Raw genomic sequence first — 9,311 nt, 5'->3', positions numbered from 1 at the left:
CGTGGCGAGCGAGCATAGGAGGGGCTGCGGAGGCATGAGGTGGGTAAAAGAGACAGGCACAGCCCCCCCGCGGGGCCTCCGCATGCGGCGACGCCCCCGCGGGGGCGCGCCAGCGCGCCAGCGTTCTTGACGAGATAACCCCGCGAGCCACGTGGCAGGCCCTGCTCTACATCCGCGCCGACGCCGCCTTCTTCGACGCGGTCTCGCAGAGCGGCCAGAACATGCAGATGTACAACGAGACCAAGGAGACGCTCAAGAAGCTCATCGAGGAGCGCGCGCAGGCCATGGGCATCCGTCCCTCGCTCGGCGGCATCCCGCTGGAGTACAGCGGCGAGATCGTGGTCTCCGGCATCACATCGCTCATCTGGATGTGGGTGCGCCGCGGCTTCAAGGAGTCGCCGGAGGAGATCACCAAGTACATCGAGGCCAGCAAACGCATGAGCCCCATGGCCCTCATGCGGTGATCCCGTCCGCCATGGTCCGTCCGTCCCGGCCCGACCATGGCGGCCCCGCCCCGTCCACGGCCGTGACCGCCAGTCGATATAACCCGGCGCCGCGGCCATGGTCGGTGGTATAAACGGAATTTATGACACTTCTGCAACTGCGCTACATCGTCAAGATCGTCGAATGCGGCTCCATGAACGAGGCCTCGCACGAACTCTACGTCTCCCAGCCGGCGCTGAGCTCCTCCGTGAAGGAACTCGAGAACGAGCTCGGCATCGAGATCTTCACCCGCCACTCCCAGGGCATCGCGCTGACGGTGGACGGCGCCGAATTCCTCACCTACGCCCGCCAGGTGCTCGACCAGGCCGACCTGCTCGAGGAGCGCTACAAGCACGCCAAGCCGCGCAAGCAGCTGTGCACCGTCTCCACGCAGCACTACATGTTCGCCGTCGAGGCGTTCGTGGAGATGATCAACTCCATCAAGTCCGACGAGTACGAGTTCACCATCCGCGAGACCCGCACGCGCGACATCATCAACCAGACCGCCAACATGCAGTCCGACCTCGGCATCATCTACCTGTCGGACTTCAACAAGGACGTCATCGGCAAGCTCCTCAGGGAGAAGCACCTCTCGTTCCACCCGCTGTTCCGCGCCCCGCTGCACGTGTTCCTCGCGCGCACCAACCCGCTCGCCTCCAAGAAGCGCATCACCATGGAGGACCTCAAGCCCTACCCGTTCATCCAGTACGAGCAGGGCGAGGAGGGCAGCTTCTACTTCTACGAGGAGGCGGTCTGGCCCGACTACTCCCCCAAGCAGATCAACGTGACCGACCGCGCCACCATCCTCAACTTCATCATCGGCCTCAACGGCTACACCGTGTGCACCGGCATCGACAACGGCGACCTCAACAACGAGAAGATCGTCACCGTCCCGCTCGAGTCGGACGAGACCATGCTCGTGGGCTGGATCACCAACGAGCGCGCCAAGCTGTCCGCCGCGGCGGAGACCTACCTCGGCAAGCTCAAGTCCGTCGTGTCGGACCACGGGTACACGCTGATCGACTGAGAGCGGGACGGATTCGGCACTAGTTCGGTTTCAATTCAGCGCGAATCCGAAAAACTACGTCCGCAAATCCGATTTGTGCGGTCGATTTCCGCCGCCCACCGGATAGCCTTCCCGTGATTTCGCCGGAATGACGGGAAGGCTATCCGGCAAATCCCGAAAAACAACCGCACAAATCGGATTTATGTCAAAGGACCGTCGGCCAAGGTGCATAGTTCGCAACTCGACAACGTAGTCATGCGCCCCGCAGTCCAAACACGCGCCACAACCCGTCATAACTTATTCCGATATCCGCTACGGGCGTACCCGTCGTGTCGCAATATCTCAGCATGATATGTTTCTTTGTGGAAGGTTTGCCTCACGGCAAGCACAACAAGCAAGACAACGACATCACGGTAAAGGAAGCAATCATGGCCAAGAAGATTCTGTTCATCGTCGGTTCCCTGCGCGACAAGTCCTTCAACAAGGAGCTCTCCGAGTTCGCCGCCGAGGACCTCAAGGCCGCCGGCGCCGAGGTCTCCTACCTCGACTACGCGGACGTCCCGCTGTTCGACCAGGACGACGAGTACCCGACCCCGGCCGCGGTGACCCGCGTGCGTCAGGAGGTCGTGGACGCCGACGCCATCTGGATCTTCTCCCCCGAATACAACTACAGCTACCCGGGCGTGCTCAAGAACCTGCTCGACTGGCTGTCCCGCCCGCTCAAGGACTACGACTTCGGCGGCCCGACCGCGCTGAGCGGCAAGACCGTGGCCCTCGCCTCCATCGCCGGCCAGTCCGCCGGCAAGGGCGTGCGCTCCAAGCTCGCCGAGCTGTTCAGCTTCGACTTCACCAAGAACACGCTGGTCGACGGTGAGGGCACCGGCGCCTCCCTCGCCCCCGAGGCGTTCACCACCGGCGTGAACACCTTCTCCGAGGAGACCAAGCAGGCCCTCGCCAAGCAGGCCGCCGACCTGCTCAAGGCCCTCGCCGACTGAGCCCGAACCAGCCTGATTTTCAATAAATAAGTGCCTCTGTAGGCGGATCCGATATCCGCCTACAGAGGCACTTATTTGTATTGGTCGCGGGGCCCTATGGTTCGGGTCGGGCATTGCCTTTGCGCGTGGATGCCCGGTCTGCGCCCCGCGCAGGATGACGGAACTGTCACGCCCCGTACTGCGCGAGGTACGCGTCGGCCGCGGCTTTGATGTCCGAGGTCACGTAGGGCTCGCCGGACGCGGTTGCGATGCGCTGGCCCGCCTCGAAGATCTCGCGCACGTTGGCGATGGCGAACACCGGGAAGCCGAACTCGGCCTCGACGGCCTTGACGGCGGACACGTCGGAGTCCTTCGTCTTCTCCATGCGGTCCACGGAGAGCACCAGACCGGCCACCTCGACGTCCGCCTCGGCCTTGAGCTTGGGGATGACCTCGCGCACGGCGGTGCCGGCGGTCATCACGTCGTCCACGAGCAGCACCTTCATGCCGTCCTTGAGCTGCGTGCCGACCATCATGCCGCCGTCGCCGTGGTCCTTCTTCTCCTTGCGGTCGAACGTGTAGCCGATCTCCATGCCGTGGGCGCTCGTCAGAGCGATCGCGGTGGACACGGCCAGCGGGATGCCCTTGTAGGCCGGGCCGAACACGGTGTCGATGTCCGCGGGCAGGTTGCCGGCGTTGATCTCCGCGACGATCTTCTCAGCGTAGAACGCGCCGAGCGTGGCGATCTTGCGGCCGTCGTTGAACGCGCCGGCGTTGATGAAGTACGGCGACTTGCGGCCGGACTTCAGCGTGAACTCGCCGAACTTGAGGGCCTGCGCGTCGAGCAGGAATTCGGTGAAGCGGTGGTCGAGGGTGGTGGTCATGTGGTGTTCTCCTTGTTCAAAGGGTTCAAAGTTCAAAGCCGCGGGTTCAATGCCGCGGGTTCAGGACCGGTTCAAAGCCGCACGCTGCGGCATCGGCGTCCGAAACCGGCGTCCGGCGCGCGGAACGAAGCCGTCAGCGCCAGGTCTTGCCTTCGGCGAGCTTGGCGGCGAGCTCCGGGCGGTCGTCGAGCAGGTCGTCGAGCTCGCGGGCCACGCGCAGCGGGGCGACGGGGTCGAACAGCGCGGCGGCGCCCACCTCCACGGCGTTGGCGCCGGCGTACAGGTATTCGAGCGCCTTCTCGCCCGAGTCGATGCCGCCCAGTCCGATGATCGGCACGTCGGGCAGCGCGGTGCGCACCTGCCACACGCGGGCGAGGCCGATGGGCAGCACGGCCGGGCCGGACACGCCGCCGGTCACGTGGTCGATGATCGGCTTGCCGGTGCGCGTGTTGATGCGCATGCCGACGATCGTGTTGATGAGGCTCAGCGCGTCGGCGCCCGCCTCCACGGCCGCGCGGGCGGGCAGGGTGATGTCGGTGACGTTCGGGGTGAGCTTGACGATCATGGGCTTGTCCGTCAGTTCCCGCAGGCGCGAGATGAGGCGGTACAGGGCGTCCGGGTCGGCGCCCACGCTCATGCCGCCGTGGCTCACGTTGGGACAGCTCACGTTGATCTCAAGCATGTCCGCCGGGGAGTCGGCGAGCTTCTCCACCACCTCGGCGTAGTCGTCGTCGCTGTGGCCGGCCACGTTGGAGATGACGTTCGCGCCGATCTCCTTGAGCTTGGGCAGGTCGTCCACGAGGTAGTGGTCCACGCCGGGGTTCTGCAGTCCGACGGCGTTGACGTTGCTCGCCGGGCCCTCGGCCGTGCGCACGCCGGGATTGCCCTCCCACGGCACGGGCGAGACGCCCTTGGTGCACACCGCGCCGAGCTGGGAGACGTCGTAGAACCAGCGGACGGCCGCGTACTGGAAGGTGCCGGACGCGGTGCCGACCGGGTTCTTCCACTTGACGCCCGCCACCACGGTCGGGTGCTTCCACTCGTGTTCTTCGTACAGGTTGATCGCCGGCTTCTCCATGGTCGCCGTCGAGGTCACGTTCGCCATCGTCTCACTCCCATCCCAGTCGTTCGCGGGTGAACACCGGTCCGTCGGAGCAGACCTTGAGGCGCCCGTCCACGGTGTCCACGGTGCACAGCACGCAGGTGCCGTAGCCACATCCCATGTGCTGCTCCATGCTCAGCTGGCACGCGAGCCCGCGTTCGGCGGCCCAGTGGGCGACGGCCTTCATCATGGGCAGCGGGCCGCACGCGAGGATCGTCACCTTGCCGGCGGAGCCGAGCAGCGCCTCCTCGTGGCGGTCGAGCAGCGTGACCACGTTGCCCTCCGCGTCGCTGATGGACAGCGTGGTGTCCGCGTAGCGGCCCACGATCCGGTCGGCGAAGCGCTCGTTGCGGTAGCCGAACACCGCGGTGCAGGTCACGTCGTCGCGGTCGGCGAGCTGCTGCGCGGTGCGGATGAGCGGGGGCACGCCGAGGCCGCCGCCGACGAGCACGTAGTGGGCGGGCTCCTTGACGTTGAACGGGCGGCCGAGCGGGCCCATCACGTCGATCATGTCGCCGGGGACGAGCTCCGCCAGATCGGCGGTGCCCTTGCCGATGACGGCGAAGATCACGCTCACCTCGTCGCCCTCCACCTCGCTCACGCCGAACGGGCGCGGCATGGGCTTCAGCGGGTCGGGGCTGAACACGTCGACGAACTGGGCGGCCTTGGCGTGCGCGGCGATGTACGGGTCGCGGAACGTGAGGCGCACGACGCCGGCCGTCAGCTCGGCGACCCCGGTCACTTCGACCGGGTGGCGCGGCGGGAAGAACCCGGCGGCCACGGCCTGCGCCACGATGTCGGTCGCCGGTGCGGCCGGGGCGGTTGGGGTGAAGGTTGTCATGATGCTTCTCTCTGTGGTCTGGTGTCTCGCGGTGTGGTCTTCTAAGTCTCGCGTTCCCGGAGGCGTCGGATTCCCGGAAGCGCTCGCGGGGCTTTGGAACGGGGCGGCTCAGCGGTAGACGGCCACGCGCAGGTTGTCGCGCATGTCGATCGCCGCCTCGCGCGCCGATTCGGCGACGAGGTCGAGCGCCTCGTCCGCGCCCATCGACTCGCTGTACCTGCCGGACTTCCTCCATGCGCCGATGATGCCGCGCGACGAGTTGACGATCGCGCCGGATCCCTCGGCGTCGAACATGCCGGCCACGTCCGCCGCGGTGCCGCCCTGGGCGCCGTAGCCGGGCACGAGGAAGAACGTGTGCGGCATGCGCGCGCGCAGGGCCTTCCCCTCCTCGGGGTGGGTGGCGCCCACGACCGCGCCGACGCGCGAGTAGCCGCGCTCCCCCACCGTCGCCTCGCCCCAGCGCTCCACGAGGTCGGCCACGTGCTCGTACACCCTGCCGCCGGAGGCCAGTTCGAGCTCCTGCAGCTCGCTGGAGGACGGGTTGGACGTGCGCACGAGCGCGAAGATGTCCTTGTCAGCCGCGGCGGCGGCCTCGACGAACGGCGTGATGCCGTCGGTGCCGAGGTACGGGTTCACGGTGACGGCGTCCTCGTGCCACGGGTCGTAGGAGGCGCCGTCCGGGCCGGCCACGCCGCTCAGGTGGTGGGCGTAGGCGGCGGCCGTGGAGCCGATGTCGCCGCGCTTGACGTCGCCGAGCACGTACAGGCCCCGCTCGGCCGCGTACTCGCAGGTCATGGCGTACACGTCCACGCCGTTGGTGCCGAGCGCCTCGTACATGGCGATCTGCGGCTTGACGGCCGGCACGATGTCCGCGACGGCGTCGATGATCGCGCGGTTGAACTCGTAGAAGGCGACGGCGAGCTGGGCGGCCGGCACCTCCTCGGCGGATTCGACCTCGTCGCGCACCTCGTCGGCGAAGGAGGCCACCACCTGCGGCGGGACGAGCGCCTCGGTCGGGTCGAGGCCCACGACGCTCGGGTTCTGCTTGGCGTTGATCGCGTCGATCAGACGGTCCATCACGGATTCCTTTCCTCGTATCCTGTCTGCAAATGAAACGTGTTGCGAAAATGAAACGTGTTGCGGAGCGCGCTAGCCGAGCCGGCTGAACGCCAGTCTGGAGCCGATGACCGTGGCGAGCGGACGGCCGGTGACCTTCCAGCCGCCGAACGGGGTGTTGCGCGCCTTCGACCGGAACCGCTCCGGGTCCACGGTCCACGCCTGGTCGGTGCCGAGCACCACGAGGTCCACGCTCTCCGGGTCGTCCACCTTGGCGAGGTCGAGCAGGCGGTTGCTCCCCTCGTTCGGCGCGGGCTCGGAGAACGCCTCCACGAGCGCGGCCACGTCAGTGGCCTCGTGCCCCATGAGCCGTTCGGGCGCCACGGACATGAGCTCGATCAGGCGCGCGTCGGAGATGTGCCCGCCGTCCACGAGCACCTTGTGGCACACGCCGTACGCGCATTCGAGGCCGACGATGCCGTTGGGCGCCTCGAGGAACCCGAGGGCCTTCTCCTCGAGGGTGTGCGGCGCGTGGTCGGTGGCGATCATGTCCACCGTGCCGTCGGCGATCGCCTCGATGGTGGCGAGCCGGTCCGCCTCGCTCCTCAGCGGCGGGTTCATCTTGGCGAGCGTGCCGTATTCGAGCAGCGCCTCGTCGCTCAGCGCGAGGTAGTGCGGCGCGGTCTCGCAGGTGATCGGCAGGCCCTCGGCCTTGGCCTTGCGGATCGCGTCGAAGCTGATGGCGGTGCTCACGTGCTGGAAGTGCACGTACACGCCGGTTTCGCGTGCCTTGGCGATGTCGCGCGCCACGATCTTCAGCTCCGTGTCCTCGGGGATGCCGGGCACGCCGAGCTTGCGGGAGACCGGCCCCTCGTTGACCGCGCCCGTGTCGTGGTGCTCGCAGTGCTCGATCAGGGGCAGGCCGGACGCCTTGGCCAGCGCGAACACGGCGTCGAGCGTCTCCGGGGTGACGGCCGAGCCGTCGTCGCTGATCGCGGTGACCGGGTGCGCGAGTTGCGCGGCGTCCTTGGAATCGTCGTCCACGCCGGGCATGTAGCGCCACCAGCGATCCAGCTCGGTGGCCTCGTGGCCGGCGCGCCCCTTCGAGGCGCACACGCACAGGTCGTAGCGCACGGGCAGGTCCACGCCGTGCGCCTCGCCGTAGTGCTGCAGGTAGTCGATGACCGTGCCGTAGCCGGCGCCGAGTACCTCGTCGGCGCCCGGCTTCCCGGCCTCGACCGGTTCGCCGTCCATCGCGGGCACGGTGTTGGGCATGATGAGCACGTTGGTGTATCCGCCGGAGGCGGCCGCCGCGCAACCGGAGGCCATGGACTCCTTGTAGGTCTGGCCGGGGTCGCGGAAGTGCACGTGCGGGTCGGCGAACCCGGGGGCCACCGTCAGGCCCGTGGCGTCGATCCCGGCGTCGCCGTCCGGTTCGCCGTCGGGGCCGGGGATCGCGAGGTCGATGACCTCGTCGGTGTTCCAGACCTTGATGTTGCGCAGCGTGGGCATGCGGGCTCCTTACAGTTTGGCTTCCTCGTCGCAGTAGTCGCAGCGGTACTCCTGCTTGGCGGTGTGGGCGAGGTGGAACATCTGGTCGATGCCGCGCTCGGTTTTGGTGACGCAGCGAGGGTTGACGCAGCTGATCACGTTGACCATGTGCTCGGGCAGGTTGGGCTTGATCTTCTCCACGATCTTGCCGCCGCGCACCACGTCCACGGTGGCCTGTCGGGCCACGAAGCCGAGCACGTCCAGGTTCACGTCGGTGGCGTCCTCGATCTTGATGATGTCCTTGGAGCCGTACAGGCGGCTGTCGGTGTTCATGATGAGCGCCAGCTTGGTGGTGGCCGGGTCGACGTCGAGGTACTTGAGCACCTTCAGGGCCGTGCCGGCGGGCACGTGGTCGATGATGATGCCGTTCTGGATGCTGGTGACTTCCATCAGGCCTGAACCTCCTTGGGCTGAAGCGGGACGTATCCGGGCAGCTCGTCGCCGAGCAGCGAGCTTTCGAGCGCCATACGCATGAGCATGCCGTTCTTCACCTGCTCGAAGTAGGCGGCGCGCGGGTCGTTGTCCACCTCGACGGCGATCTCGTTGATGCGCGGCAGCGGGTGGAGCACGGCCATGTCCGGCTTGGCGTGGGAGAGCTTCTCCTCGTCGAGGATGTAGGTGTCGCGCAGGCGCAGGTAGTCGTCCTCGTTGAAGAAGCGCTCCTGCTGCACGCGGGTCATGTACAGCACGTCGAGGTCGCCGATCACGGCGGCGAGGTCCTTGACCTCCACGTAGGAGCAGCTCGGCGTGGCCTTGATGCGGTCGATCACGTACTGCGGGGTCTTGAGCTCGTCGGGGCTGATGAGCACGAAGTTCACGTTGCCGAAGCGGCACAGCGTCTCGATGAGCGAGTGGACCGTGCGGCCGAAGGTGAGGTCGCCGCACAGGCCGACGGTGAGGTTGGTGATGCGCCCGAAGCGGGACATGAGCGTGGCGAGGTCGGCGAGCGTCTGCGTGGGGTGCATGTGACCGCCGTCGCCGGCGTTGATGACCGGCACGCTCGCGGCGCGGGAGGCGACCAGCGCGGCGCCCTCCTTCGGGTGGCGCATGGCGACGATGTCCACGTAGTTGGACACGGTCTTGAGCGTGTCCGCGATCGACTCGCCCTTGGACACGGAGCTCAGCTGGGCGCCGGCGAATCCGATCACGCTGCCGCCGAGGCGCAGCATGGCGGTCTCGAAGCTCAGGCGCGTGCGGGTGGACGGCTCGTAGAACAGCGTGGCCAGCACGCGGCCGTCGCACGTGTGGGCGACTTCGCGGCGATGCGAATCGATGTACGCGGCCTTATGAAGCAGCTCTTCGATCTGATGGGTAGAAATGTCGTCAAGAGTGACCAGACTGCGCCCCTTGAGCGGGACCTCAGGTTGTTCTGACACGGCTCACCTTTCAGTTGTGTTGTTCACAAGGTGGCCACG

The 9,311-nt window shown here is 67.1% G+C and carries 10 protein-coding genes; 3 read left to right on the top strand and 7 right to left on the bottom strand.

The genetic code is table 11. The features are described from left to right. The first annotated feature begins 134 nt into the window (after window positions 1-134). From DSM100685_RS03850 to DSM100685_RS03840, 3 genes are all read left to right on the top strand, one after another. Entirely contained in the window at window positions 135-464 is a 330-nt protein-coding gene (locus DSM100685_RS03850; protein ID WP_170284986.1) for a TetR/AcrR family transcriptional regulator C-terminal domain-containing protein, read from the top strand. 122 nt (window positions 465-586) lie between these two features. Then, the gene (locus DSM100685_RS03845) at window positions 587-1,510 is read left to right on the top strand and encodes a LysR family transcriptional regulator (protein ID WP_152350033.1); all 924 of its coding nucleotides are present in this window, start codon (window positions 587-589) and stop codon (window positions 1,508-1,510) included. A 407-nt stretch (window positions 1,511-1,917) separates the two neighbouring features. Continuing rightward, complete coding sequence (locus tag DSM100685_RS03840) at window positions 1,918-2,484, top strand: NADPH-dependent FMN reductase (protein WP_152350032.1); 567 nt, start codon at window positions 1,918-1,920, stop codon at window positions 2,482-2,484. A 166-nt stretch (window positions 2,485-2,650) separates the two neighbouring features. On the opposite strand, the gene pyrE is transcribed toward DSM100685_RS03840, so the two are convergent. The 7 genes from pyrE to pyrB all read right to left on the bottom strand — a co-directional run bounded on the left by pyrE (window position 2,651) and on the right by pyrB (window position 9,272). After that, entirely contained in the window at window positions 2,651-3,346 is a 696-nt protein-coding gene (gene pyrE / locus DSM100685_RS03835; RefSeq protein ID WP_152350031.1) for an orotate phosphoribosyltransferase, read from the bottom strand. Window positions 3,347-3,479: 133 nt separating this feature from the next. After that, window positions 3,480-4,451, bottom strand: a complete 972-nt coding sequence (locus DSM100685_RS03830; protein ID WP_152350030.1) for a dihydroorotate dehydrogenase — start codon at window positions 4,449-4,451, stop codon at window positions 3,480-3,482. A gap of 4 nt (window positions 4,452-4,455) precedes the next feature. Then, window positions 4,456-5,289, bottom strand: coding sequence for a dihydroorotate dehydrogenase electron transfer subunit (locus tag DSM100685_RS03825; RefSeq protein WP_152350029.1), 834 nt, complete (start codon window positions 5,287-5,289; stop codon window positions 4,456-4,458). Between the two features lie 108 nt (window positions 5,290-5,397). Beyond that, window positions 5,398-6,366, bottom strand: a complete 969-nt coding sequence (gene pyrF, locus DSM100685_RS03820; RefSeq protein WP_152350028.1) for an orotidine-5'-phosphate decarboxylase — start codon at window positions 6,364-6,366, stop codon at window positions 5,398-5,400. A 72-nt stretch (window positions 6,367-6,438) separates the two neighbouring features. After that, window positions 6,439-7,857: a dihydroorotase gene (locus tag DSM100685_RS03815; RefSeq protein ID WP_152350027.1), complete on the bottom strand. Its 1,419-nt coding sequence runs from the start codon at window positions 7,855-7,857 to the stop codon at window positions 6,439-6,441. 9 nt (window positions 7,858-7,866) lie between these two features. Continuing rightward, window positions 7,867-8,286, bottom strand: coding sequence for an aspartate carbamoyltransferase regulatory subunit (locus DSM100685_RS03810; RefSeq protein WP_152350026.1), 420 nt, complete (start codon window positions 8,284-8,286; stop codon window positions 7,867-7,869). Continuing rightward, a complete protein-coding gene (gene pyrB / locus DSM100685_RS03805) occupies window positions 8,286-9,272 on the bottom strand; it encodes an aspartate carbamoyltransferase (protein ID WP_152350025.1) in 987 nt (328 codons plus the stop codon). Before pyrB ends, DSM100685_RS03810 begins: the two co-directional genes overlap by 1 nt. Window positions 9,273-9,311 lie beyond the last annotated feature (39 nt).

It is taken from the genome of Bifidobacterium avesanii (assembly GCF_009299475.1).
Lineage (GTDB): Bacteria > Actinomycetota > Actinomycetes > Actinomycetales > Bifidobacteriaceae > Bifidobacterium > Bifidobacterium avesanii.
Note: the sequence above shows the minus strand (reverse complement) of the source record. Positions and strands in the feature narration are given on the sequence as shown.

Bases quoted from the DNA above. Each gene is read 5' to 3' on its own strand.
- DSM100685_RS03845 (WP_152350033.1), top strand. From the start codon at position 587: ATGACACTTCTGCAACTGCGCTACATCGTCAAGATCGTCGAATGCGGC.
- DSM100685_RS03840 (WP_152350032.1), top strand. From the start codon at position 1,918: ATGGCCAAGAAGATTCTGTTCATCGTCGGTTCCCTGCGCGACAAGTCC.
- pyrE (WP_152350031.1), bottom strand. From the start codon at position 3,346: ATGACCACCACCCTCGACCACCGCTTCACCGAATTCCTGCTCGACGCG.
- DSM100685_RS03830 (WP_152350030.1), bottom strand. From the start codon at position 4,451: ATGGCGAACGTGACCTCGACGGCGACCATGGAGAAGCCGGCGATCAAC.
- DSM100685_RS03825 (WP_152350029.1), bottom strand. From the start codon at position 5,289: ATGACAACCTTCACCCCAACCGCCCCGGCCGCACCGGCGACCGACATC.
- pyrF (WP_152350028.1), bottom strand. From the start codon at position 6,366: ATGGACCGTCTGATCGACGCGATCAACGCCAAGCAGAACCCGAGCGTC.
- DSM100685_RS03815 (WP_152350027.1), bottom strand. From the start codon at position 7,857: ATGCCCACGCTGCGCAACATCAAGGTCTGGAACACCGACGAGGTCATC.
- DSM100685_RS03810 (WP_152350026.1), bottom strand. From the start codon at position 8,286: ATGGAAGTCACCAGCATCCAGAACGGCATCATCATCGACCACGTGCCC.